This window comes from Streptococcus sanguinis, assembly GCF_008329445.1.
In the GTDB taxonomy this organism is placed as follows: Bacteria; Bacillota; Bacilli; order Lactobacillales; family Streptococcaceae; genus Streptococcus; species Streptococcus sanguinis_O.
In genome coordinates this window covers 35770-59631 of the sequence record NZ_VIBR01000007.1, presented here as the reverse complement: position 1 = coordinate 59631, position 23862 = coordinate 35770, and the positions used below count along the sequence as shown (strand labels likewise).

The following is a 23862-nucleotide window of genomic DNA, read 5'->3' as shown; positions in this document are numbered from 1 at the left end:
GCGGCCTTTTTTCTTACATTGATGAACTTGTAAATCTAATAAGATTACCTCATGATTTGAAAAGAATCAAGCATTTATATGTTTAATTGCTTATTATTTTAAAATGTAAATTTACATATTGGTCTATATCTTTATGAAAATTTTCATCTTTTTCTTGTTTTGGATAGCTCCTATATTTAGCGAAAAAGGAATAAAAACATACTTAGAGGCACAAAATGCAGTGTTTTCTCTCTCATTTATTACTAATTTTAGCTAATGTTCGGTTTTAGTGATTTTCCGTAAGGATATTTGAAATTTACTTGAAAAAGAGATAAAAATAATGTAGAATAGTATTATAGAAAACGCTTACAAATAGAAAGGTGATTACATGGATAAGAACGAAGCATTAAGAACCTTTACAACAGGTGAAAACTTTCATTTGCAGCATTATCTAGGGGCGCATCAGGATGAAGTGGACGGCAAGTCTGGCTACTCTTTCCGCGTTTGGGCGCCTAATGCTCAGAGTGTCCATTTGATTGGAGATTTCACCAATTGGTATGAAGAGCAGATTCCTATGGTCCGAAATGAAGCGGGCGTTTGGGAAGTCTTCACGGAGCTGCCTAAGGAAGGTGATATATACAAGTACAATATCAAGCGCAGCAGTGGTCAGGAAATTTTGAAAATTGATCCGCTGGCTATTTATCTGGAAGAGCGTCCGGGCACGGGAGCAGTCATTCGCACTATTCCTGAGAAGAAGTGGAAAGACGGTCTTTGGCTGGCACGCCGGAAGCGCTGGGGCTTCTTCTCTCGGCCGGTCAATATCTATGAAGTGCATGCTGGTTCGTGGAAACGCAATGAAGACGGCAGTCCTTATAGCTTTGCCCAGTTAAAAGAAGACTTGATTCCGTATCTGGTGGAGATGAACTACACGCATGTGGAATTCATGCCGCTTATGGCTCACCCGCTGGGACTTAGCTGGGGCTATCAACTCATGGGCTACTTTGCCTTTGAGCACACCTATGGCACGCCTGAGGAGTTTCAGGACTTTGTCGAAGAATGTCACTTGAACAATATCGGTGTCATTGTGGACTGGGTACCGGGTCATTTCACTATTAATGATGATGCTTTAGCCTACTATGATGGGACACCGACTTTCGAGTATCAGGACCACGATAGGGCCCATAACTATGGATGGGGTGCTCTCAACTTTGATTTGGGCAAGAATCAGGTTCAGTCTTTCTTGATTTCCAGCATTAAATTCTGGATTGATTTTTATCATCTGGACGGAATTCGGGTTGATGCTGTCAGCAATATGCTCTATCTAGACTATGACAGCGGTCCATGGCAGCCAAATAAAGATGGCGGCAATCGTAACTATGAAGGCTATTACTTCCTGCAGCGCCTCAATACGGTTATCAAACTAGCCCATCCTGATGTCATGATGATTGCAGAGGAAAGCTCCTCAGAGACCAAGATTACTGGCATGAGAGAGCTGGGTGGTCTTGGATTTGACTACAAGTGGAATATGGGCTGGATGAATGATATCCTTCGCTTCTACGAGGAAGATCCGATTTATCGTAAGTACGATTTTAATCTAGTGACCTTCAGCTTTATGTACGCTTTCTCTGAAAACTTCCTCCTGCCATTCTCGCATGATGAAGTGGTTCACGGCAAGAAGAGTCTCATGCATAAGATGTGGGGTGACCGTTACAATCAATTTGCAGGGCTCCGCAACTTGCTGACCTACCAAATCTGCCATCCGGGCAAGAAACTGCTCTTTATGGGCTCAGAATTTGGTCAGTTCCTAGAATGGAAGTCAGAAGAGCAGCTAGAATGGTCTAATCTGGACGATCAGATGAACAAAAAGATGCAGGGCTTCACTGCTGCACTCAATGCCTTCTATAAAGACAATCGTCCGCTTTGGGAGATTGATCTGAGCTATGATGGTATCGAAATCATTGATGCGGATAATACCGATCAAAGTGTCCTCTCCTTTATCCGTAAGACAGAAAAAGGAGACATGTTAGTTTGTGTATTCAATATGGCGCCGGTAGAGCGGAAGAACTTTACCATTGGTGTTCCAGTGGAAGCCATTTATGAAGAAGTATGGAACACTGAATTAGAAGAATGGGGAGGTGTTTGGAAGGAACATAACGAAACAGTTCAGTCTCAAGAAGGACTTTGGAAAGATTATCCACAGACCTTGACCTTTACGCTGCCAGCTCTTGGAGCCAGCATCTGGAAGATCAAGCGTCGGATTGCTCGAAAAAATGTTAAAAAAGATTCCACAAAGGAGTAATAGTCTATGAAGAATGAAATGCTAGCTTTGATTCTTGCCGGCGGGCAAGGAACTCGTCTTGGAAAGCTCACACAGAGTATCGCAAAACCTGCGGTACAGTTTGGCGGCCGCTATCGTATTATTGACTTCGCCTTGTCTAACTGTGCCAACTCCGGTATTCATAATGTCGGTGTCATTACTCAATACCAACCACTAGCTCTGAACAGTCATATCGGAAATGGTTCTAGCTGGGGGCTCGATGGTATTAACTCGGGCGTGTCCATTCTTCAGCCTTATTCTGCGAGCGAAGGAAATCGTTGGTTTGAAGGTACCAGCCATGCGATTTATCAAAATATCGACTATATTGACAGCATCAATCCTGAGTATGTCCTGATTTTGTCTGGGGACCATATCTACAAGATGGACTATGATGACATGCTTCAATCTCACAAGGACAACAATGCCAGCTTGACAGTTGCCGTTCTGGATGTGCCTCTCAAAGAAGCCAGCCGTTTCGGTATCATGAATACAGATGCTAATAATCGAATTGTTGAATTTGAAGAAAAACCAGAAAATCCTAAGTCAACCAAGGCTTCTATGGGGATTTACATCTTTGACTGGCAGCGTCTGCGCAATATGCTGGTAGCTGCTGAAAAGAGCAATGTGGATATGTCTGACTTTGGTAAGAATGTTATCCCTAACTACCTTGAATCTGGCGAAAGCGTTTATGCTTATGACTTTGCAGGCTATTGGAAAGACGTTGGTACAGTAGAGTCTCTCTGGGAAGCCAACATGGAATACATCAGCCCAGAAAATGCTCTGGATAGCCGCAATCGTCGCTGGAAAATTTATTCTCGCAACTTGATTTCTCCGCCAAACTTCATCAGTGAAAATTCCCATGTAGAAGATTCGCTGGTCGTTGATGGCTGTTTCGTTGACGGTACAGTAAAACACTCTATCCTTTCTACTGGTGCTCGGGTCAAGAAGGGCGCAGTCATTGAAGACTCTGTCATCATGAGTGGAGCTGTTATTGGCAAAGACGCTAAGATTAAGCGGGCCATTATCGGCGAAGGTGCGATCATCTCTGATGGTGTAGAGATTGATGGTACAGAGGAAGTATATGTTGTCGGATACAACGAGAAAGTGGGGGTACCAAAAGATGAAGATTGATAAATACTCAGCAATTTTAGGAAACACAGTCGGCTTCCATGATATGTCAACTCTGACAAATCATCGTCCAGTAGCCAGCTTGCCATTCGGTGGGAAATACCGCTTGATTGACTTCCCGCTTTCAAGTCTTGCCAATGCTGGTATCCGCAGTGTCTTTGGTATCTTCCAGCAGGACAATATCAGCTCTGTTTTTGACCATATTCGTTCTGGTCGTGAGTGGGGTCTGTCTACCTTGCTCAGCCACTATTACTTGGGAATCTACAATACCCGTGTTGAAAGCTCTACAGTCGGTGAGGAATACTATGATCAGCTTTTGACCTACCTCAAACGCTCTGGTTCCAACCAAACGGTCGCTCTTAACTGCGATATCCTGGTTAATATTGACCTCAATCAAGTTTTCCATTTGCACAATACAACAGAGCAGCCGATTACAGTTGTCTACAAGAAATTGCACAAGGAAAATATCTCAGATGTAAATGCTGTCCTAGATATTGATGAGACAGACCATGTCAGAGGGCATAAACTCTTTGATGGCCGAGAAGATGCTGAGCTCTTCAATATGTCTACAGACATCTTTGTAGTGGATACTCCATGGCTGATTGAAAAGCTGGAAGAAGAAGCTAAGAAAGAGCATCCCCAAAAACTGCGCTATGTCCTGCGTGATTTAGCAACTCAGGAAGGGGCATTTGCCTACGAATATACAGGCTATCTGGCGAATATCTATTCTGTAGAGACCTACTACAGATCTAATATCGATATGCTTGAAAGTAAGAAATTCTACTCTCTCTTCAGTCCGAACCAAAAGATTTACACCAAGGTTAAGAATGAAGAGCCAACTTACTATGCTGAGTCTTCAAAAGTATCTCGCTCTCAGTTTGCGTCAGGAAGCATTGTGGAAGGTGAGGTCATCAATTCTGTGATTTCACGGAATACCAAGATTAAGACTGGAAGCAGTGTTAAATCCAGTGTTCTCTTCCCTCGAGTGAAAGTTGGAGAAAATGCAACTGTCGAGTACGCGATTGTGGACAAGGGTGTTGAAATTGGCGAAGGAGTGGTGATTCGCGGAACTGCAGAAGACCCAATCGTAGTCAAGAAGAGCCAAAAAGTTACAGAGGACATAATTCGATGAAGATTTTATTTGCAGCAGCAGAAGGAGCCCCATTTTCTAAGACAGGTGGTTTGGGAGACGTTATCGGCGCTCTCCCCAAATCACTGGTCAAGGCTGGCCATGAAGTTGGTGTCATTCTGCCTTACTATGACATGACCCATGCCAAATTTGGCGACCAGGTGGAAGACCTTTTCTACTTTGAAGTCAGTGTTGGCTGGCGCCGCCAGTATGTTGGGGTCAAGCGACTGGTCTTGAACGGTGTGTCCTTCTATTTTATTGACAATCAGCATTATTTCTTCCGCGGTCATGTTTATGGAGACTTTGATGATGGTGAGCGCTTTGCTTACTTCCAGTTAGCAGCCGTAGAGTTGATGGAGCGGATTGATTTTATTCCGGATGTTCTGCATGTTCACGATTATCATACAGCTATGATTCCTTTCTTGGTTAAGGAAAAATACCATTGGATTCAAGCATATCAGAATATCAAAACTGTCTTGACCATCCATAATCTGGAGTTCCAAGGTCAATTTCCTGACAGTATGCTTTGGGAACTATTTGGAGTGGGCTATGAGCGCTATGCAGACGGTACCCTGCGTTGGAATGACTGTCTCAACTGGATGAAAGCTGGCATTCTCTATGCGGACCGAGTGACAACTGTATCACCAAGCTATGCAGGTGAAATCCGTACACCAGAATTTGGCTGTAATTTGGATCAAATCCTGCGGATGGAGTCTGGTAAGCTGGTCGGAATTGTCAACGGTATAGATACAGATATCTATAATCCAGAAACGGATCCGCTCTTAGCCCACCACTTTGACAAATCTGACTTATCTGGTAAATTAGAAAACAAGCGAGCTTTGCAAGAGCGAGTTGGTCTGCCTGTGCGTGATGATGTGCCGGTTGTTGGGATTGTTTCCCGCCTGACGCGTCAGAAAGGCTTTGACTTGGTAGTGGAAGAGCTGCACAATCTTCTGCAGGAAGATGTGCAGATTATCCTCTTGGGAACAGGCGATCCAGCTTTTGAGCAAGCTTTCGCTTGGTTTGGTCATGCCTATCCTGATAAGCTTTCAGCTAATATTCTCTTTGATGTAACCTTGGCTCAGGAAATCTACGCTGCCAGCGATATTTTCCTCATGCCAAGCCGTTTCGAGCCTTGTGGACTGTCACAAATGATGGCTATGCGCTACGGAACCTTGCCTTTGGTGCACGAAGTGGGCGGTCTGCGTGATACCGTGGAGCCTTACAATGTCTATACAGGACAGGGAACTGGCTTTAGCTTCAATAACTTTTCTGGCTACTGGCTGACTTGGACTTTCAAGGAAGCGCTCAAGCTCTATGCCGATGACAAGGAAGCTTGGAAATCTCTGCAAGAGCAGGCGATGGAGAGAGACTTCTCTTGGGATACAGCCAGCAAGGCATACAGTGATTTGTATCAATCACTCCTATAACATTTATTTTGGAATCAGTATAAGAAAATCCTCTCTTGCCCATGGGACAAGGGAGGATTTCCGTGAGAATTACATTTTTATATATTATCATACTGTATTGGAGCGCTGTTTTTAGCTTGTAGCTGAAGCGAATGCTTCCCATCTTGATTGAAAAAAGTATTCCTGCGTTTAAAAACTGTTTCCCACTATTAAGAAAGGGAGATAACCATCCACTATGGAACTAACAAAAGAACGTTTTATTCGAGATTTTAAGGATATTCTACATGAAAGACAGCTGATTAAGGTTGCTGATGCGACTTCAGTGGAGCTTTTTCAGGCTTTAGCCAGCACTGTCCGCAAGTATATAACGCCCCTGTGGCTAGAGCGCCGCAATCAGTTGATTGAGCAGCAGCAAAAGACAGCTTACTATTTTTCTATCGAGTTTCTTCCAGGGCGCATGCTGGAAACCAATCTGCTCAACTTAGGTATCCTTGATACGGTCAAGGAGGGCTTTGCCGAGTTGGGCGTTGACTTTGAAGATGTCAAGAATGCGGAGTATGACATGGCCTTGGGCAATGGCGGTCTGGGCCGCTTGGCGGCAGCCTTCATGGACTCGCTAGCAACCACTGGCTATCCAGGATTTGGAAATGGGATTCGCTATCGCTATGGACTCTTTAAGCAACGCATTGTAGATGGCTATCAGGTAGAAATTCCTGATGCTTGGTTTGGCAGTCTAGGCAATGTCTGGGAGACCCGTAAGGACCATGATATTGTTGATGTCAAAATCTTCGGAAATGTTTCCCTCCATGCCAATGAAAAGGGCCGGATTGTGCCACTTTATGAGAATTCCAAAACCTTGCGGGCCGTTCCTTACGACGTGCCGCAGATTGGCTTTGGCAATGACAATGTCAACAATCTCCGTCTTTGGGATGTTGAAATTCCAGAAGAGTATGAACTGGACTATCCGACTATTGAAGCTCGTCGCCGTGTGCAAGACATCACTGCCATTCTCTATCCAGACGATTCTAGCTACGAAGGAAAAGAGCTGCGCTTGATTCAGGAATACTTTATGACCAGTGCAGGTCTGCAGACCATTATCAAATCCTACCTCAAGCAAGGTCGCCCGCTCAAGGATATTCATGAGAAGGTCTCTGTCCATATCAACGATACCCACCCAGCTGTCGCACCGGCTGAGTTTATGCGTCTCTTGGTGGATGAGTACGACCTGGAATGGGCAGACGCTTGGAATGCCACGGTTAAAACCATGAGCTACACCAACCATACCATTTTGTCTGAAGCTTTGGAAAAATGGGATGCAGAGCTCTTTAAGAATGTCCTGCCGCGGGTTTATCAGATTATCCTAGAAATCGACAACCGCTATGTGGCTGAAATGGCTGGACGCAGCCTTGATCCGCAAGTCATCGAAAACACTCGGATCGTCAAGGACAATCAAATCCACATGGCCCACTTGGCTATCATTGGCGGTAATTCAATCAATGGTGTTGCTAAACTCCATACAGAACTGCTCAAAGAAGACACCTTGCGTGATTTCTACAGCATTTACCCAGAGAAGTTTAATAACAAAACCAACGGGATTATCCAGCGCCGCTGGCTGCAAATTGCGGACCAGCCTCTGTCAGCTGAGATTGATAAGCTGATTGGTAAGGGCTGGAGAAGTGATATCCATGAGCTGCGTAAGCTTTTGGAATTCAAGGATGATCCGCAAGTGCTGGGCGATTTTTATCGAGTGAAGCAAGAAGCCAAGGCTCGCCTGGCTAACTTCATCAAGGAATCAACGGGAGTAGAAGTCTCTACAGAAGCTATCTTTGATGTGCAGGTGAAACGCCTCCACGCCTACAAGCGTCAGCTGCTTAACCTGCTTCATATCATCAAGCTTTACTGGGAACTCAAGGACAATCCTGATAAGGATATGGTGCCACGCGTCTTTATCTTCGGTGCCAAGGCTGCTCCAGGCTACCACTTTGCCAAGTCTGTTATCAAGCTGATTAATGAAGTGGCCAATCTGGTCAACAAGGATGAAAGCCTGCAAGGCAAACTCAAGGTTGTCTTCCTAGAAAACTACCGGGTCAGCCTGGCTGAGCTCATCATTCCGGCGGCAGATGTATCTGAGCAGATTTCTCTGGCTTCCAAGGAGGCTTCTGGCACTTCCAACATGAAGTTCATGATGACAGGTGCCATTACCTTGGCTACTCTGGACGGAGCCAATATCGAAATCAAGGACGAGGTCGGTGACGACAATATTGTCATCTTTGGGATGGACAAGGACCAAGTTTATGAGCACTATGCCCGCCACGATTACTACTCACGCGGTGTCTATGAAAGCAATCCAGACATTCGCCGAGTGGTCGATACCTTTGTCAACGGAACCATTCCAAACGTTCGTGAAGAAGGCTCTGAAATCTACGAAGCCCTTATCACCCACAATGATGAATACTTCCTCTTGGAAGACTTCCATGCCTATGTAGAAGCTCAAGAGAAGATTGATGCTCTCTATCGTGACAAAGAAAAATGGGCCCGCATGAGCTTGATTAATATCGCTACATCTGACAAGTTTACCTCAGATGATACCATTGAGCACTATGCCAAGGAAATCTGGAATTTGGAGAAATAATACTCCTGAGAAAACATTAACAATAAGAGATTGGGGCTGGGGTCTCAGTCTCTTTTGCTATTCATCTACCATCTTGTCTAGAAATATGCTATAGTAGAGAAAGTATGATAGTCCAACTTTTAGAAAAGCAGGGTAAGCAAGTATGAAAGACTACACGATTTTTTATCAACAATTAACGACTCCTTTTCGCAGTCGCCCTCAGTGGCTGAAAGGGTTGGTTTACTTCAATCGGGGAATGACCTTGTTCATACCTATCGTTTATGGTCTCGTTCTAATCAGTGCCTTTCTGACGGAAGGCTGGAAAGGGTTGCTTACTTTTTTCTTCTTACCAGCCATTGGATTTGGCCTGTTGTCAGCTATTCGTAAACGACTGAATCAGCCACGCCCTTACGAAAAATGGGCTATTCAGCCCTTGCTGACCAAGGATACATCAGGCAAGTCCATGCCCAGCCGCCATGTTTTTTCGGCGACAGTGATTTCCATGTGTCTACTCTACTTTTTCTGGCTGCCGGGACTTATCTGCCTCTTGCTTTCAGCAGGGCTGGCCGTAGTGCGCGTGATTGGCGGCGTACACTATCCAAAGGATGTGCTGGTCGGTTATCTTTGCGGCATTTGCTGGGGAGCTTTACTCTTTTTATTATAAAGGAATTGCTTTCAGCAGATAGTAGACAAAGTGCCTATGCTATATTATAATGAAAGCAGTAACAACCGTTTCGATACCAAGGGTTATTCCTTGCTGGATGTAAAAAATATTTAAGGAGTCTACTATGTCAGAACCATTATTTCTACAGTCTGTGATGCAGGAGAAGATTTGGGGTGGGACCAAACTGCGCGATGTCTTTGGCTATGAGATTCCCAGCGACCATGTAGGGGAGTACTGGGCTATCTCGGCTCATCCTAATGGTGTGTCAACCGTCAAGAACGGACGATTTGCCGGCCAGAAGTTAGATGTTCTCTATGCCGAGCACCGTGAGCTTTTTGGCAATCGTCCGGAACCTGTCTTTCCACTTTTGACCAAGATTTTAGATGCCAATGACTGGCTTAGTGTTCAGGTCCATCCTGATGATGCTTATGGACTAGAGCACGAAGGGGAGCTTGGTAAGACTGAATGCTGGTATGTCATTGCTGCAGACGAAGGAGCAGAAATTATCTATGGTCACAATGCCAAGAGCAAGGAAGAGTTGCGCCAGCAGATTGAGAGCAAGGACTGGGACCGTCTCCTGACCAAAATCCCAGTCAAGGCTGGCGATTTCTTCTATGTACCAAGCGGTACCATGCATGCCATTGGCTCAGGTATTCTGATTTTGGAAACTCAGCAGTCCAGTGACACAACCTACCGTGTCTATGACTTTGATCGTAAGGATGATGCTGGCAATCTTCGTGAACTGCATTTGGAGCAGTCGATTGACGTTCTGACTATCGGTGAGCCTGCCAATAGCCGTCCTGTTACCATTCAGGCAGATAGTTTGACTTCTACTCTTTTGGTGGCCAATGACTTCTTTGCTGTTTACAAGTGGGATATCGCTGGTTCAGTCAATTTTAAAAAGACAGCAGACTACAGCTTGGTCAGTGTCTTGGAAGGTGTCGGTGAGCTAGAAGTTGGTGGGGCAGTTTATCCTCTTGAAAAAGGGGAGCATTTCATCCTGCCTAACGATGTCACAGAATGGACCTTGTCTGGAGATATGCAGTTGATTGTTAGCCATCCATAATCATAGAAAAATCAAGAGCAAATAATCACTTTGCTCTTTTTTCTTTAAAAAACATATGAAATAAGTGAAATTTTAATCACTTTCTTCTTATTTATATAGCAGAATAGTTTGTATATCAATAATAATTCAATTGTTTTGACAGGAAAATTTATAAATCAAAAGAATGAAACAAAAAACGCTTACAATGGTGGCAAAAGATTGACTATTTGATATTTTAGGAGTAAACTAAGGAAGTAAATTTTAAAATATAAAGGAGAAGTCATCATGAATTTAACATATTTAGGACTTTGTTTGGCCTGCTTGGGCGTATCAATTGCTGAAGGTATGATTATGAGTAATCTATTTAAGGCAGCAGCTCGTCAACCAGAAATTATCGGTCAATTGCGAAGCCTCCTAATCTTGGGAGTAGCCTTTGTTGAAGGTACTTTCTTTGTAACGCTGGCTATGTCCTTTGTTATCAAATAAGAAAGGATTCTCTTTAGAAAAGGGGGTGTCATCTGTTGGAAGAAAGTATCAATCCAACTATCAATATAGGTCCTGTGACCTTTGATTTGACCCTGCTGGCCATGACTCTGCTGACGGTGCTTGTAACTTTTGGACTTGTTTATTGGGCAAGTCGAAAGATGACGATTAAGCCGTCACGAAAGCAGAATGCTTTGGAATATATCTATGACTTTGTCATTGATTTTACCAAGGGAAACGTTGGCGAGCATTATATGAAGAATTACTCGCTTTTTCTATTCTCCCTCTTTCTTTTCGTAGCTGTGGCGAATAACTTGGGATTGATGGCTAAGGTTCAGACAACCAATGGTTTCAATCTCTGGACATCACCGACAGCAAATCTCGCTTTTGACCTAGGCTTCTCTCTTTTAGTGACGGTATTCTGTCATGTAGAAGGAATCCGTCGTCAAGGTATAAAAGGATATCTAAAAGGTTTTGTGACTCCAGGTATCATGACACCCATGAATATCTTGGAAGAATTTACCAATTTTGCTTCGCTAGCCTTGCGGATTTATGGGAATATTTTTGCAGGTGAAGTATTGGCTGGTTTGCTCTTGACTTGGGCACATCAAGCAGCGTATTGGTATCCGATTGCCTTTATTATGAACATGGTTTGGACTGGTTTTTCCATCTTTATTTCCTGTATCCAAGCCTATGTTTTTACCATGCTAACATCTATGTATCTTGGTAAAAAGATTAATGGTGAGGTAGAATAAAAAGAAAGGATAGATAAAATGAATATAACCGTAGGTGAAATTATTGGCAACTTTATCTTGATTGCCGGCTCCTTTCTTCTTTTAGTATTTCTCATTAAGAAGTTTGCTTGGGGCAATATTATCGGGATTTTAGATCAGCGTGCTCAAAAGATTTCAGACGATATTGATGGTGCAGAAGCTGCCCGTAAGAAAGCTGAAGACTTGGAGCAAAAGCGTGAGGAAGCTCTGGCAGGCAGTCGGGTCGAAGCAGTTTCTATCGTTGAGACAGCTAAGGAGACAGCTGAGAAGAATAAGGCTGGAATCCTAGCTAATGCAGCAGAGGAAGCAGGGCGCTTGAAGGCTAAAGCCAATCAGGAAATTGCCCAAAACAAGGCAGAGGCTATGAGCAGCATCAAAGGAGAAGTGGCCGACTTGACAGTGGCTCTGGCTAGTAAGATTTTGAGTCAGGAGCTGGATAAGGAAGCTCAGAGCGAGCTCATTGACCGCTATATCAAACAGTTAGGAGATGCCTGATGGATAAGAAGCAATATGCAATCATTGAGAAATATGCTTTGCCTTTTGTTCAGACGGTCTTTGAAAAAGGTCAGCAAGAAGATGTTTTTGAAAAACTGAGTCAGATTAAGGCTGTTTTCGCGGAGACCGGCCTTGCTGACTTTTTGTCACATATCGGCATCAGTGACCACGAGAAAGAAAAGAGTCTGCAGCTCTTTCAAAACTCAGGCTCCCAGCTGCTTGATAATCTGATTGAAATTGTCATTCTCAATCATCGTGAAGACCTCTTTTATGAGATTGTGCTGGAGAGTCAGCATCAGCTTGAAAAGATCAGCAATGAGTTTGAGGTGACGCTGCGCTCTGTTCAGCCTTTGACAGCCAGTCAGAAGGAGAAGATTCGGCCGATTATTGAGCAGAAGATGGGTCTAAAAGTCCGTTCGCTCAAGGAAGAATTGGACAGCAGCTTGATTGGCGGCTTTGTCATCTCTGCCAATAACAAAACAATTGATGCAAGCATCAAACGTCAATTGCAAGTCGTAAAAGAAAAATTGAAATAGAAAGTGGTGTGAATTTTGGCGATTAACGCACAAGAAATCAGCGCTTTAATTAAGCAACAAATTGAAAATTTCCAGCCAAATTTTGACGTCACAGAAACAGGGGTCGTCACTTATATTGGTGATGGAATCGCGCGCGCTCATGGACTGGATAAGGCTATGAGCGGAGAGCTCTTAATCTTTGAAAATGGCTCTTATGGTATGGCGCAAAATTTAGAGTCAACCGATGTTGGGATTATCATCTTGGGAGACTTTACAGACATTCGTGAGGGAGATACCATTCGCCGGACTGGTAAAATCATGGAAGTTCCTGTGGGAGATGCCTTGATTGGGCGGGTTGTTGATCCGCTGGGTCGTCCTGTTGATGGACTTGGTGACATTGTCACGGATAAGACACGCCCGGTTGAAACACCAGCTCCGGGTGTCATGCAGCGTAAGTCAGTATCTGAGCCTTTGCAGACAGGTCTCAAGGCTATTGATGCCTTGGTTCCGATTGGCCGTGGCCAGCGGGAGCTGATTATCGGGGACCGTCAGACTGGGAAGACGACTATTGCCATTGATGCCATCCTGAACCAGAAAGGCCAGGATATGATTTGTATCTATGTGGCGATTGGTCAGAAAGAATCTACAGTCCGTACACAGGTAGAAACGCTCCGTCAGTATGGTGCTTTGGACTATACGATTGTCGTGACAGCCTCTGCTTCACAGCCGTCGCCTTTGCTTTTCTTGGCGCCTTATGCTGGTGTAGCGATGGCAGAAGAGTTCATGTACAATGGCAAGCATGTTTTGATTGTCTATGATGACTTGTCCAAGCAGGCTGTGGCCTACCGTGAACTGTCCCTCCTGCTCCGTCGTCCGCCAGGCCGTGAGGCCTTTCCTGGAGATGTTTTCTATCTGCATAGTCGTCTCTTGGAGCGTTCAGCCAAGGTTTCTGATGAGTTGGGCGGTGGTTCAATTACAGCTCTGCCATTTATTGAAACGCAGGCAGGAGACATTTCGGCCTATATCGCGACCAACGTGATTTCAATCACTGACGGACAAATTTTCCTCAGCGACAGCTTGTTCAATGCTGGGGTACGTCCGGCTATCGATGCAGGTTCTTCTGTATCACGGGTTGGGGGCTCTGCCCAAATCAAGGCTATGAAGAAAGTAGCTGGAACCTTGCGTATCGACCTGGCTTCTTATCGGGAGCTGGAGGCCTTTACTAAGTTTGGTAGTGATTTGGATGCGGCAACGCAGGCCAAGCTCAATCGTGGCCGCAGGACTGTAGAAGTCTTGAAGCAGCCGATTCATGAGCCGCTGCCGGTTGAAAAGCAGGTGGTGATTCTCTATGCTTTGACCCATGGTTTCCTAGACAGTGTGCCAGTAGATGATATTCTGCGCTTTGAGTCAGAATTATTTGCCTACTTTGATGCACATCAAGAAAGCATTTATGAAACCATTCGGACAACGAAAGACCTTCCAAGTGAGGAAGTCTTGGATGCTGCCATTACTGAGTTTATAGACCAGTCTAGCTTCAAATAAGAATCGAGGTGTCAGATGGCAGTTTCATTAAATGATATTAAAAATAAAATTGCATCCACGAAAAACACCAGTCAAATCACCAATGCCATGCAGATGGTTTCTGCTGCTAAGCTGGGAAAATCTGAGGAAGCAGCTAAGAACTTTCAGGTCTATGCCCAGAAAGTGCGTAAGTTAGTTACGGATATGCTGCATGGCCACGAGACAGAAAATGCCCGTCATCACTCAATGTTAATCAGTCGGCCAGTCAAGAAATCAGCCTATATCGTCATCACTTCTGACCGCGGTCTGGTAGGTGGCTACAATGCGACCATTCTCAAGGCATTGATGGAGCTGAAAGCTGAGTACCATCCGACTGGAGAGGACTTTGAAGTCATCTGTATCGGAAGTGTCGGTGCTGATTTCTTCCGAGCTCGGGGGATTCAGCCAGTTTATGAGTTGCGTGGTCTAGCCGATCAACCTAGCTTTGATGAAGTCCGTAAAATCATTAGCAAGACCATTGAGATGTATCAGAATGAGCTCTTTGATGAGCTCTATGTCTGCTATAACCACCATGTCAACAGTCTGACCAGTCAGATGCGGGTGGAGCAGATGCTGCCAATCATTGACTTGGATCCTAATGAAGCTGATGAAGATTATACGCTGAATCTGGAACTGGAGTCCAGTCGGGATTCTATCTTGGATCAACTGCTGCCTCAGTTTGCAGAGAGCATGATTTACGGTGCCATTATTGATGCCAAGACGGCTGAAAATGCTGCCGGTATGACTGCTATGCAGACAGCGACAGACAATGCTAAAAAGGTCATCAGTGATTTGACTATTCAGTACAACCGCGCTCGGCAGGCTGCCATTACGCAGGAAATTACTGAAATCGTGGCGGGTGCAAGTGCCCTAGAATAAGGCCACAAATGAATTAGAAATTAAACGAGGGAAAAAACATGAGCTCAGGCAAAATTGCTCAGGTTATCGGGCCGGTCGTAGACGTTGCGTTTGCTGCCGGAGACAAACTACCTGAGATAAATAATGCACTTGTAGTCTATAAAAATGATGAGAAAAAATCAAAAATCGTCCTTGAAGTAGCTCTTGAGCTTGGTGACGGTGTGGTGCGGACCATTGCCATGGAGTCGACCGATGGTTTGACACGTGGTTTGGAGGTCTTGGATACTGGTCGTCCGATTTCTGTGCCGGTCGGCAAGGAAACTCTGGGCCGGGTCTTCAATGTCCTAGGAGACACTATCGACTTGGATACGCCATTTCCTGCTGATGCAGAGCGCCAGCCGATTCATAAGAAGGCACCAACCTTTGATGAACTATCAACTTCATCAGAAATCCTGGAAACAGGGATCAAGGTTATCGACCTCCTAGCTCCTTATCTGAAAGGTGGGAAAGTTGGTCTCTTTGGTGGTGCCGGAGTTGGGAAGACTGTCCTGATTCAGGAATTGATCCACAACATTGCCCAAGAGCACGGTGGGATTTCTGTCTTTACAGGTGTTGGTGAACGGACGCGTGAAGGGAATGACCTCTACTGGGAAATGAAAGAGTCTGGCGTTATCGAAAAGACGGCTATGGTCTTTGGTCAGATGAATGAACCGCCAGGAGCTCGGATGCGGGTTGCTCTTACCGGACTGACCATCGCGGAATATTTCCGTGATGTGGAGGGTCAGGACGTGTTGCTCTTTATTGATAACATCTTCCGCTTTACGCAGGCTGGTTCGGAAGTGTCTGCCCTTTTGGGACGCATGCCATCAGCCGTTGGTTACCAACCAACACTTGCTACAGAAATGGGACAGTTACAAGAACGTATTACCTCAACCAAGAAAGGTTCCGTTACTTCCATCCAGGCTATCTATGTGCCAGCGGATGACTATACTGACCCTGCACCAGCGACAGCTTTTGCTCACTTGGACTCTACGACTAACCTGGAACGGAAATTGGTTCAGCTAGGGATTTATCCAGCCGTGGATCCACTCGCTTCCAGCTCTCGTGCCCTTTCACCAGAGATTGTGGGAGAAGAGCACTATGCAGTAGCTGCAGAGGTTAAGCGGGTCTTGCAACGTTATCATGAATTGCAGGATATCATTGCTATCCTTGGTATGGACGAGTTGTCTGACGATGAGAAGACGCTGGTTGCACGTGCGCGTCGGATTCAGTTCTTCCTGTCACAGAACTTCAATGTGGCGGAGCAATTTACCGGCCAGCCAGGCTCTTATGTACCAGTAGCTGAAACGGTTCGTGGTTTCAAAGAAATCCTTGAAGGTAAGCACGATAAGCTGCCAGAAGACGCCTTCCGTGGTGTGGGCTCCATCGAGGATGTATTGGCCAAGGCTGAGAAAATGGGATTCTAAGAGGTGAATGATGGCTCAAATGACAGTACAAATCGTGACACCGGATGGTCTTATTTATGATCACCATGCTGCATTTGTTTCCGTAAAGACCATTGATGGTGAGCTGGGGATTTTGCCTCGCCACATCAATACCATCGCTGTTTTAGAAGTAGATCAGGTCAAAGTACGCCGGGTTGACGATGACAAGCATATCGACTGGATTGCGGTTAATGGCGGAATCATTGAAATTGCAGATAATGTCATTACCATTGTGGCAGACTCAGCTGAGCGTGAGCGAGATATCGACATTAGTCGGGCTGAGCGAGCTAAGCTCCGAGCTGAGCAAGAAATCGAAGAAGCACATGATAAGCATTTGATTGATCAAGAACGCCGGGCTAAGATCGCCCTGCAGCGGGCAATCAACCGGATCAATGTCGGAACAAGATTATAAGAAACTATTTTGCCTAGATTGATGGAAGTCATCTTTCATCTGACGAGATTTGGTTTCTTGAATACAAACTGAATACGAAAAACTGAGGCAGATCTGTCTCAGTTTTCTTTTCCAAAGAAAAAGGGGGGACTATTTAGTTCGTCCCTGACTGGAGTCTTGTGGTATAATAAAAGTTATGGTAGAAGTTGTTTTTAAATTATGCAGTCATTTGCTCTTTATTTTCTTTGCCTTTCATCTGCTGTCAACGGTTGTTGAGTGGGAGAGATTTTTCAAGGTTAATGCCGATAATGCGATGAAAATTCGCTTTTTGATTCTCTTGTTTAGCATTGCCTTGGGCTATTTAGTCAGCCTTTTCTTCATTGGTATTTACGATATGAGCCGGGCGATTTTTAATGGTACTTTATAAGGTCATATTTTTGATTTTATGGTATGATAGTATGGATGATTTTAAAAATTTAGAGTAAGGAATCGGTATGGAAAAAATTATTATTCAAGGTGGAGATAATCGCTTGGTCGGAAAGGTCAAGATTGAAGGAGCAAAAAATGCGGTCCTGCCTCTCTTAGCAGCGACAGTCTTGGCTAGCGAGGGTCAGTCTGTTTTGAAAAATGTTCCGGTCTTGTCTGATGTCTTTACCATGAACAATGTGGTCCGCGGTTTAAACACTCAGGTGGATTTTAATCAGGAAGAAAATACAGTTGTTGTGGATGCCACTCAGCCTTTGTCTGAGGAAGCGCCTTACAAATACGTCAGCAAAATGCGAGCGTCTATCGTTGTTTTGGGGCCAGTTCTAGCTCGTAATGGTCATGCTAAGGTTTCCATGCCAGGCGGCTGTACGATTGGCAGTCGGCCCATTGACTTGCACCTGAAGGGCTTAGAAGCCATGGGCGCTCAGATTACCCAAACAGCGGGTTATATCGAAGCGAAGGCAGAGCGACTCAAGGGTGCCCACATTTACATGGACTTTCCTAGTGTGGGAGCAACGCAAAACATCATGATGGCTGCTACGCTGGCTCAAGGCACCACAGTGATTGAAAATGCTGCTCGGGAGCCTGAAATCGTTGATCTAGCCCTATTTTTGAATGAAATGGGAGCCAAAGTCAGAGGAGCGGGTACAGAGACTCTGACGATTGTCGGAGTGGACCAGCTGCGAGGGGCCAAGCATAATGTGGTTCAAGACCGTATCGAAGCAGGAACTTTTATGGTTGCTGCAGCTATGACCAGCGGTGACTTGCTGATTGAGGATGCCATTTGGGAGCACAATCGTCCCCTGCTTTCCAAAATGCAGGAAATGGGAGTGGAAGTGACAGAGGAAGATGAAGGGATTCGGATTCGTTCCGATGTTTCGAAACTTAGACCGGTTGCGGTCAAGACCCTTCCTTATCCAGGCTTCCCAACGGACATGCAGGCTCAGTTTACGGCGCTGATGGCTATGGCCAAGGGCGAGTCTACGATGATTGAGACCGTCTTTGAGAACCGCTTCCAGCATCTGGAGGAAATGCGTCGGATGGGGCTGCACTCTGATATCATGCGTGACACAGCTCGTATCTGGGGCGGAGGCAGCTTGCAGGGTGCTGAAGTCATGTCAACAGACCTTCGGGCCAGTGCGACTTTGATTCTGATGGGCTTGATTGCTGAAGGCGAGACTAAGGTCAGCAAGCTGGTACACTTAGACCGAGGCTACTATAAATTCCATGAGAAATTGGCAGCCTTGGGAGCCAAAGTGAAGCGTGTAAAGGAAGAAGACGATGAGTGAAAATCTTAAATATTTAGGCCGGCAGATTGGCCTTGTTCTACTGGTTCTCCTGGTAGCCGTGATTCTCTTTCTCGTGTCTCTGATGATTGGCTATAACATTATCGGAAACGGTAAGGGCTCAGTTTTTTCACCAGAAACCTGGCAAGAATTAATCGGGAAGTTTACTGGAAACTAGCTCCTAGTCGAAAAGACTGGCTGAAATGAATCCAGTTTGCTAAGTTGAAAGAAAGAAGATGAAAAGAAAGACTAGTCAGAAAAGGAATTCTAAGAGCCTGCAAGGCTGGGCTGGGCTGACTCTGGCCTTTATTTTGGCTCTGGCTGGCTATTTCTGGGGACAGGATGGTCAGCAGCCACTTCAGAGTCCAAATTCAGAAATCAGAGTTGGGCAAGTTCAAGATCAGGGCACCCCTAGTCGGAAACTGGCTGAGAGCGTTCTGACGGATGCTGTCCGAGCTCAACTCAAAGGCAGCATTGAATGGAATGGAGCTGGTGCCTTTATCGTGAATGGGAATAAGACAGACTTGGATGCGGGGATTTCTAGCAAACCCTACGCTGACAATAAGACCAAGCTTGTACAAGGGCAAACCCTTCCGACAGTGGCGAATGCCTTTTTATCCAAGTCTACCCGTCAGTACAAAAAACGGGAAGAAACTGGAAATGCCAACACTTCATGGGTACCGGTAGGCTGGCATCAACTCAAGAACCTCCCTGGTGAGTACAACCACGCTGTGGACCGAGGACATCTCTTGGCCTATTCGCTGATAGGTGGTTTGAAGGGCTTTGATGCCTCCACCAGCAATCCTGCTAATATCGCTGTGCAGACGGCCTGGTCCAACCAAGCCAATGAAGCAGACTCGACAGGGCAGAATTACTACGAGACAAAGATCCGTAAGGCCCTTGATAAGAACAAGCGGGTGCGCTACCGGGTAACCTTGATTTATGCCACGGAGACTGATTTAGTGCCAGTTGGTTCTCATCTAGAGGCCAAGTCCAGCGATGGCAGTCTGGAATTCAATGTCTTTATCCCGAATGTGCAAAAAGGGATTCGTTTGGACTATAATAGTGGCAAGGTCAGTCAGGAGACGGGTTCTTAATTTTATACTCAAAAATGGATTTGCAAAGAGTATTCAATAGTATGAAAAGAAATGGTTGCAGATTTGTAGTCATTTTCTTTTATACTAATAGATGAAAGAAGGCGAATTTTTCAGTCTTCTTTAAGAAAGCGGTGGTAAAATCAACGTTCTCTTACAATCTAGTAAAGGAGGTTGCGATGAGACTTATTTTTAAAAGCATCCGGTTCCTCATGCGTCTGATTGGGCGCGTGGTTTGGGGACTTGCCTGGTCCTTTGTCCTGAGCTTTATGGTTATTGTCGGAATTTTCTATTTTACCACTTCGACAAAACCGGGTACAGAGGGACTGACGCAGGCTGTTCAGACAGCTGTTGGCAGAGTGGATCAATTTTTAAATCACCAAGGCATTTCCACGGGACTTCACAGCAGTGAGGAGACGCAGACGGATCAGCTGACAGATGAGCATGCAACAACAGGGGCTCGTTGGGATCAGCCAAGCGCCACGATTTATATCGATACAAATAATGATACCTTCCGTTCAGCCTATAAGGAGGCCATTGATTCTTGGAATCAAACAGGTGCCTTCACCTTTCAAATCATCAATGACAAAGACAAGGCGGACATTGTTGCGACGGAGATGAACGATGGTAACGTCAGTGCAGCTGGTGAAGCTGAGTCGCAGACCAATCTCCTAACCAAGCGGTTTACCCATGTCACGGTTCGCCTTAATAGTTACTACCTGCTGGACAGTCGCTATGCTTATTCTCATGAGCGGATTGTCAATACAGCAGCGCACGAATTGGGCCATGCTATCGGATTAGACCATAATGAGGAGGAATCAGTGATGCAGTCAGCGGGCTCATTTTACAGTATCCAGCCGACAGATATCCAGGCTGTAAAAGACTTGTATCAATCGTAAGCCTATGTTAAAATCTATTTTTTACTTGATTCGACACTTTCCAGAGCAAGTTTTTCTCTTTGTTTTTAACTCAGGAATCTTTGTCTGGCTATGGAAAAGCGGCAATGAGATTGCCAACCAGCTAGGAGTGACAGCGGCTTGGGAAAATCATGTTCCGGCGCCCATTCAGGTCTTCTTCGGCCAGAATATTGAGGCAGTTCAGGGATTTTTTCACAATTCCGCCTTTATGTGGCTAGTCGGGTCCATGATTATCCTTCTGGTTATTCGTCTAATCAAGGGAATGATTAAATTTGTTGTCTTTGCGCTTCTGATTTTGCTGGGAATTTATCTGATTTTGCAGAATCAATCTATTCTCAATAGTTTTATGTAGAGGCTGGGACATAAGTCCTAGCCTCTCAATTGTCTTTGGATTGTCGAGCAAGACGCAGTGGTTGAGTGGGCTCTACTACGCTGATTTCATCAGCTTTTACAGCCCTACTCAACTGTGCGGAGGTGGGACGACGAAATCGAATTCTAACGAATTACCGATTTCTGTCCCACTCTCTTTTTCTTTTGGGGAGCTGAGTTCGCTTTCTCTTGAATTCTGATAGCTGTGCTTCTGGAAATCTGCTATAATGGTCTTATGATTATTTTACAAGCAAGCAAGATTGAGCGCTCTTTTGCAGGGGAGCTTCTTTTTGACAATATTAACCTGCAGGTGGATGAGGGAGACCGAATTGCCCTCGTCGGTAAAAATGGAGCTGGGAAGTCAACCCTGCTCAAGATTTTGGTGGGTGAGGAAGAGCCTACTTCTGGTCAGATCAATAAAAAACGAGACCTGTCCCTGTCCTATCTGGCTCAGGACAGCCGCTTTGAGTCGGAGAATACTATCTACGACGAGATGCTGCTGGTCTTTGATAGTCTGCGTCAGCAAGAGAAGCGCTTGCGGCAGATGGAGCTGCAAATGGGAGAATTGTCAGGGGAAGAGCTGACTGCTCTCATGACCCAGTACGACCAGCTGTCAGAGGACTTTCGCCAGAAAGGTGGTTTTACCTACGAGGCCGATATTCGAGCGATTTTGAATGGCTTCAAGTTTGACCAGTCCATGTGGCAGATGAAGATTTCTGAGCTTTCAGGCGGGCAGAATACCCGTCTGGCTCTGGCTAAGATGCTTTTGGAAAAGCCAGAACTGCTGGTACTGGACGAGCCGACCAACCACTTGGATATCGAGACCATTGCCTGGCTAGAGACTTACTTAGTTAACTACAGCGGTGCCCTGATTATCGTCAGCCATGACCGCTATTTCTTAGATAAGGTTGCGACTATCACGCTGGACTTGACCAAGCATTCCTTGGATTGCTATGTGGGCAATTACTCTAGCTTCGTGGTCCAAAAGGAGCAGAAGCTGGCCACTGAAGCCAAGAACTATGAAAAGCAACAGAAAGAAATCGCTGCGCTGGAGGACTTTGTCAATCGCAATCTAGTTCGAGCCTCCACTACCAAGCGGGCTCAGTCCCGTCGCAAGCAGCTGGAAAAGATGGAGCGTTTGGACAGGCCGGAGACCGGCAATCGCTCGGCTAATATGACCTTCAGATCCGATAAGGTTTCTGGAAATGTTGTTCTGACCTTGGAAGATGCAGCTATTGGCTATGGCGAGGAAGTCCTGTCGGAGCCGATTAACCTGGATATTCGCAAGTTTAATGCGGTAGCTATCGTCGGACCAAATGGGATTGGAAAGACGACCTTGATTAAATCACTAATCGGGCAAGTGCCCTTCATCAGAGGCAAGGAGCAGCTGGGAGCTAATGTGGAAGTGGGCTACTATGACCAGACCCAGAGCAAACTGACTGCTAGCAATACGGTTCTCGATGAGCTATGGAATGACTTCAAGCTGACACCAGAGGTCGAGATTCGCAATCGCTTAGGCGCTTTCCTCTTCTCGGGAGACGATGTCAAGAAGTCTGTCGGCATGCTATCGGGTGGAGAGCGGGCGCGGCTGCTTCTAGCCAAGCTGTCTATGGAAAACAACAACTTCCTTATCCTAGACGAGCCGACTAACCACCTGGATATTGACAGCAAGGAAGTGCTGGAAAATGCCCTGATTGACTTTGACGGCACCCTGCTCTTTGTCAGCCATGACCGTTACTTTATCAATCGCGTGGCCACTCAGATCATCGAGCTTTCTGAAACAGGTTCCACTCTTTATCTGGGTGATTATGACTACTATCTGGAGAAAAAGGCAGAACAGGAAGCCTTGCGTGAGGAGACGGAGCAGGTCGATTCTGATAAGCCAGCACCTGCCAATGACTATCAAATCCAAAAGGAAAACCAGAAAGAACAGCGCCGTCTGGCCCGTCGCCTAGAACAACTGGAAGCGCAAATCGAGGACTTGGACAGCCAGATCAGTCAGCTTCAGGAAGCCATGCAGGCCACTAATGATGCCGCCGAACTCATGGAGAGTCAGCAGCAAATCGACCAGCTGACCGCCGCCCAAGAAGAAGCCATGCTAGAGTGGGAAGAGCTGGCGGAGAAGGTGTAGGAAAAGAATAGAATCAGACGAGCAACCTGCAGGAGTGAGCAGTTTCCATGAGGAATGAGCTTTATAGAGTCTGTAGTAAACATCAGGAAAAGATCGTACTCAGTGTGCTTCAGTTATTATGCTCGTTAGGATTTTGATAACTGAAGCACTTTATTAAGGAAAAAAAGGAGATAATGATGGATTTTCTAGTAATATTTATGATTGCAATGCTAGCAATTTTTGCTTTTGTCGGTTGGATAGTTTATTGGGCGATTAGTCGTTCTGCTAAAAAGAACAAAGAATATCAAGCCTTTGCTTCCGAGCACGGCTATCAATTTGACAAAGCACAAGGTAATGACTATTACAGAGATTATTCCAAGCAAAAAACAAGTAATGATCTCACACTAAAACTTTCCCAGAATCCGTATGTAGAAAAATATGCTCATTTTAGTCATTATCCATTTGGTCGTGGAAATATGGTAAAAGTTGCCTATGTAATTTCAGGTAGCTACAATGGTTCTCAATTTCGGGCTTTCACCTATCATTTTGAGGGGAATTCAATTGAGAATTCTGGTCCCGGTGGTGTATTCAGTATTGTTATGATTCAGTGCCCCGATGCACCAAAAGGTCAGCTTTTAGAGCAAATGTTTTATGAAAATGGAGTGCTCTGTGAATACCTTCGAGAAAACTTGAATGTAGAAACGATTCATGAGAGAATTGAGAAATTGGCTTATATTGCAAACGCAAAATGAGTCTTCC

General features: G+C 45.3%; 23 protein-coding genes. All 23 read left to right on the top strand.

Annotated elements, in window-relative coordinates; genetic code table 11:
* Window positions 1-367 precede the first annotated feature (367 nt).
* Window positions 368-2278 carry a 1,4-alpha-glucan branching protein GlgB gene (gene glgB, locus FKX92_RS11890; RefSeq protein ID WP_002902694.1) on the top strand — a complete coding sequence of 637 codons (1911 nt, stop codon included), beginning with the start codon at window positions 368-370 and terminating at the stop codon, window positions 2276-2278.
* Between the two features lie 6 nt (window positions 2279-2284).
* Complete coding sequence (locus tag FKX92_RS11885; RefSeq protein ID WP_149566403.1) at window positions 2285-3427, top strand: glucose-1-phosphate adenylyltransferase; 1143 nt, start codon at window positions 2285-2287, stop codon at window positions 3425-3427.
* Complete coding sequence (gene glgD, locus FKX92_RS11880) at window positions 3417-4556, top strand: glucose-1-phosphate adenylyltransferase subunit GlgD (RefSeq protein ID WP_125401433.1); 1140 nt, start codon at window positions 3417-3419, stop codon at window positions 4554-4556. The genes FKX92_RS11885 and glgD overlap by 11 nt, the downstream gene beginning before the upstream one ends.
* On the top strand, window positions 4553-5983 hold the full coding sequence (glgA, locus tag FKX92_RS11875) for a glycogen synthase GlgA (RefSeq protein ID WP_125338212.1): 1431 nt from the start codon (window positions 4553-4555) through the stop codon (window positions 5981-5983). Before glgD ends, glgA begins: the two co-directional genes overlap by 4 nt.
* Window positions 5984-6197: 214 nt before the next feature.
* Window positions 6198-8594 carry a glycogen/starch/alpha-glucan phosphorylase gene (locus tag FKX92_RS11870; RefSeq protein WP_149566402.1) on the top strand — a complete coding sequence of 799 codons (2397 nt, stop codon included), beginning with the start codon at window positions 6198-6200 and terminating at the stop codon, window positions 8592-8594.
* A 142-nt stretch (window positions 8595-8736) separates the two neighbouring features.
* Window positions 8737-9237, top strand: a complete 501-nt coding sequence (locus FKX92_RS11865; RefSeq protein ID WP_125340793.1) for a phosphatase PAP2 family protein — start codon at window positions 8737-8739, stop codon at window positions 9235-9237.
* Between the two features lie 124 nt (window positions 9238-9361).
* Window positions 9362-10303 carry a mannose-6-phosphate isomerase, class I gene (gene manA / locus FKX92_RS11860; RefSeq protein ID WP_149566401.1) on the top strand — a complete coding sequence of 314 codons (942 nt, stop codon included), beginning with the start codon at window positions 9362-9364 and terminating at the stop codon, window positions 10301-10303.
* Between the two features lie 264 nt (window positions 10304-10567).
* Window positions 10568-10768 carry a F0F1 ATP synthase subunit C gene (locus FKX92_RS11855; RefSeq protein WP_002896005.1) on the top strand — a complete coding sequence of 67 codons (201 nt, stop codon included), beginning with the start codon at window positions 10568-10570 and terminating at the stop codon, window positions 10766-10768.
* Window positions 10769-10803: 35 nt separating this feature from the next.
* The gene (atpB, locus tag FKX92_RS11850) at window positions 10804-11520 is read left to right on the top strand and encodes a F0F1 ATP synthase subunit A (RefSeq protein WP_149566400.1); all 717 of its coding nucleotides are present in this window, start codon (window positions 10804-10806) and stop codon (window positions 11518-11520) included.
* A gap of 18 nt (window positions 11521-11538) precedes the next feature.
* Window positions 11539-12033 carry a F0F1 ATP synthase subunit B gene (gene atpF, locus FKX92_RS11845; protein WP_149566399.1) on the top strand — a complete coding sequence of 165 codons (495 nt, stop codon included), beginning with the start codon at window positions 11539-11541 and terminating at the stop codon, window positions 12031-12033.
* Window positions 12033-12569: a F0F1 ATP synthase subunit delta gene (locus tag FKX92_RS11840; protein ID WP_149566398.1), complete on the top strand. Its 537-nt coding sequence runs from the start codon at window positions 12033-12035 to the stop codon at window positions 12567-12569. Before atpF ends, FKX92_RS11840 begins: the two co-directional genes overlap by 1 nt.
* Window positions 12570-12584: 15 nt before the next feature.
* Complete coding sequence (gene atpA, locus FKX92_RS11835; protein WP_125348472.1) at window positions 12585-14090, top strand: F0F1 ATP synthase subunit alpha; 1506 nt, start codon at window positions 12585-12587, stop codon at window positions 14088-14090.
* Between the two features lie 15 nt (window positions 14091-14105).
* Window positions 14106-14987 (top strand): F0F1 ATP synthase subunit gamma, encoded by an 882-nt coding sequence (locus FKX92_RS11830; RefSeq protein WP_149566397.1) that lies wholly within the window; start codon window positions 14106-14108, stop codon window positions 14985-14987.
* Window positions 14988-15025: 38 nt separating this feature from the next.
* The gene (atpD, locus tag FKX92_RS11825) at window positions 15026-16432 is read left to right on the top strand and encodes a F0F1 ATP synthase subunit beta (RefSeq protein WP_002902710.1); all 1407 of its coding nucleotides are present in this window, start codon (window positions 15026-15028) and stop codon (window positions 16430-16432) included.
* A 7-nt stretch (window positions 16433-16439) separates the two neighbouring features.
* On the top strand, window positions 16440-16862 hold the full coding sequence (locus FKX92_RS11820; RefSeq protein ID WP_002904155.1) for a F0F1 ATP synthase subunit epsilon: 423 nt from the start codon (window positions 16440-16442) through the stop codon (window positions 16860-16862).
* 175 nt (window positions 16863-17037) lie between these two features.
* Complete coding sequence (locus FKX92_RS11815; protein ID WP_002895990.1) at window positions 17038-17268, top strand: DUF1146 family protein; 231 nt, start codon at window positions 17038-17040, stop codon at window positions 17266-17268.
* A 67-nt stretch (window positions 17269-17335) separates the two neighbouring features.
* Window positions 17336-18616: a UDP-N-acetylglucosamine 1-carboxyvinyltransferase gene (gene murA, locus FKX92_RS11810; protein WP_002897900.1), complete on the top strand. Its 1281-nt coding sequence runs from the start codon at window positions 17336-17338 to the stop codon at window positions 18614-18616.
* Complete coding sequence (locus FKX92_RS11805; protein WP_002910183.1) at window positions 18609-18791, top strand: DNA-directed RNA polymerase subunit beta; 183 nt, start codon at window positions 18609-18611, stop codon at window positions 18789-18791. The genes murA and FKX92_RS11805 overlap by 8 nt, the downstream gene beginning before the upstream one ends.
* Window positions 18792-18849: 58 nt before the next feature.
* Window positions 18850-19710: a DNA/RNA non-specific endonuclease gene (locus FKX92_RS11800; protein WP_149566396.1), complete on the top strand. Its 861-nt coding sequence runs from the start codon at window positions 18850-18852 to the stop codon at window positions 19708-19710.
* Window positions 19711-19886: 176 nt separating this feature from the next.
* Window positions 19887-20606, top strand: coding sequence for a matrixin family metalloprotease (locus FKX92_RS11795; protein WP_048774432.1), 720 nt, complete (start codon window positions 19887-19889; stop codon window positions 20604-20606).
* A gap of 4 nt (window positions 20607-20610) precedes the next feature.
* Window positions 20611-20976: a hypothetical protein gene (locus FKX92_RS11790; protein WP_002910181.1), complete on the top strand. Its 366-nt coding sequence runs from the start codon at window positions 20611-20613 to the stop codon at window positions 20974-20976.
* Window positions 20977-21228: 252 nt separating this feature from the next.
* Window positions 21229-23124, top strand: a complete 1896-nt coding sequence (locus FKX92_RS11780) for an ABC-F family ATP-binding cassette domain-containing protein (protein WP_125346912.1) — start codon at window positions 21229-21231, stop codon at window positions 23122-23124.
* 173 nt (window positions 23125-23297) lie between these two features.
* Window positions 23298-23855, top strand: coding sequence for a hypothetical protein (locus FKX92_RS11775; protein ID WP_002919352.1), 558 nt, complete (start codon window positions 23298-23300; stop codon window positions 23853-23855).
* Window positions 23856-23862: the final 7 nt, after the last annotated feature.

Bases quoted from the DNA above. Each gene is read 5' to 3' on its own strand.
- glgB (WP_002902694.1), top strand. From the start codon at position 368: ATGGATAAGAACGAAGCATTAAGAACCTTTACAACAGGTGAAAACTTT.
- FKX92_RS11885 (WP_149566403.1), top strand. From the start codon at position 2,285: ATGAAGAATGAAATGCTAGCTTTGATTCTTGCCGGCGGGCAAGGAACT.
- glgD (WP_125401433.1), top strand. From the start codon at position 3,417: ATGAAGATTGATAAATACTCAGCAATTTTAGGAAACACAGTCGGCTTC.
- glgA (WP_125338212.1), top strand. From the start codon at position 4,553: ATGAAGATTTTATTTGCAGCAGCAGAAGGAGCCCCATTTTCTAAGACA.
- FKX92_RS11870 (WP_149566402.1), top strand. From the start codon at position 6,198: ATGGAACTAACAAAAGAACGTTTTATTCGAGATTTTAAGGATATTCTA.
- FKX92_RS11865 (WP_125340793.1), top strand. From the start codon at position 8,737: ATGAAAGACTACACGATTTTTTATCAACAATTAACGACTCCTTTTCGC.
- manA (WP_149566401.1), top strand. From the start codon at position 9,362: ATGTCAGAACCATTATTTCTACAGTCTGTGATGCAGGAGAAGATTTGG.
- FKX92_RS11855 (WP_002896005.1), top strand. From the start codon at position 10,568: ATGAATTTAACATATTTAGGACTTTGTTTGGCCTGCTTGGGCGTATCA.
- atpF (WP_149566399.1), top strand. From the start codon at position 11,539: ATGAATATAACCGTAGGTGAAATTATTGGCAACTTTATCTTGATTGCC.
- FKX92_RS11840 (WP_149566398.1), top strand. From the start codon at position 12,033: ATGGATAAGAAGCAATATGCAATCATTGAGAAATATGCTTTGCCTTTT.
- FKX92_RS11830 (WP_149566397.1), top strand. From the start codon at position 14,106: ATGGCAGTTTCATTAAATGATATTAAAAATAAAATTGCATCCACGAAA.
- atpD (WP_002902710.1), top strand. From the start codon at position 15,026: ATGAGCTCAGGCAAAATTGCTCAGGTTATCGGGCCGGTCGTAGACGTT.
- FKX92_RS11820 (WP_002904155.1), top strand. From the start codon at position 16,440: ATGATGGCTCAAATGACAGTACAAATCGTGACACCGGATGGTCTTATT.
- FKX92_RS11815 (WP_002895990.1), top strand. From the start codon at position 17,038: ATGGTAGAAGTTGTTTTTAAATTATGCAGTCATTTGCTCTTTATTTTC.
- murA (WP_002897900.1), top strand. From the start codon at position 17,336: ATGGAAAAAATTATTATTCAAGGTGGAGATAATCGCTTGGTCGGAAAG.
- FKX92_RS11805 (WP_002910183.1), top strand. From the start codon at position 18,609: ATGAGTGAAAATCTTAAATATTTAGGCCGGCAGATTGGCCTTGTTCTA.
- FKX92_RS11800 (WP_149566396.1), top strand. From the start codon at position 18,850: ATGAAAAGAAAGACTAGTCAGAAAAGGAATTCTAAGAGCCTGCAAGGC.
- FKX92_RS11795 (WP_048774432.1), top strand. From the start codon at position 19,887: ATGAGACTTATTTTTAAAAGCATCCGGTTCCTCATGCGTCTGATTGGG.
- FKX92_RS11790 (WP_002910181.1), top strand. From the start codon at position 20,611: ATGTTAAAATCTATTTTTTACTTGATTCGACACTTTCCAGAGCAAGTT.
- FKX92_RS11780 (WP_125346912.1), top strand. From the start codon at position 21,229: ATGATTATTTTACAAGCAAGCAAGATTGAGCGCTCTTTTGCAGGGGAG.
- FKX92_RS11775 (WP_002919352.1), top strand. From the start codon at position 23,298: ATGATGGATTTTCTAGTAATATTTATGATTGCAATGCTAGCAATTTTT.